Annotated in this window: 1 rRNA gene; it reads left to right on the top strand. The window is 54.4% G+C overall.

Annotation, left to right across the window (positions count from 1 at the left end):
• Nucleotides 1–311: 311 nt before the first annotated feature.
• A 16S ribosomal RNA gene (locus AC1Q7H_RS39940) occupies nt 312–513 on the top strand; the annotation flags it as partial.

Here is a 513-nt window from a genome sequence, read left to right as displayed (position 1 = left end):
CCGCAGCGAAAAAAGTTGCTGAAACGGTTGACGAAACGAAGAAAGCTCTGCATAATCTCGTTTCTCTGCTGCAGACAACGCAGCAGCGCTGAACGGCAAAGCCGGCAGCGAAGTTCTTTAACAACCAAACAACCGATAAGTGTGGGCGCTGGGTAGCGGACGCCGCTGTCTTCGGACAGTGTTGCTTCACAAGTTATACAGTGCTCGCACAGCAAAACGTGACTGGGTCTTCGGATCTGGTCAGTCAGTTTTCTGAGAGTGAGCGACCGCTCGAAAGAGCGAGGGAGCCGCGAGGCTTCCACACAGAGATTGAACTGAAGAGTTTGATCCTGGCTCAGATTGAACGCTGGCGGCATGCCTTACACATGCAAGTCGAACGGCAGCACGGGCTTCGGCCTGGTGGCGAGTGGCGAACGGGTGAGTAATACATCGGAACGTGCCCTGTAGTGGGGGATAACTAGTCGAAAGATTAGCTAATACCGCATACGACCTGAGGGTGAAAGCGGGGGACCG

The organism is Cupriavidus sp. GW823-FHT06D04 (assembly GCF_058795055.1).
The sequence above is the reverse complement of the archived record's forward strand: the minus strand, read 5'-3'. Positions and strand labels throughout refer to the sequence as shown.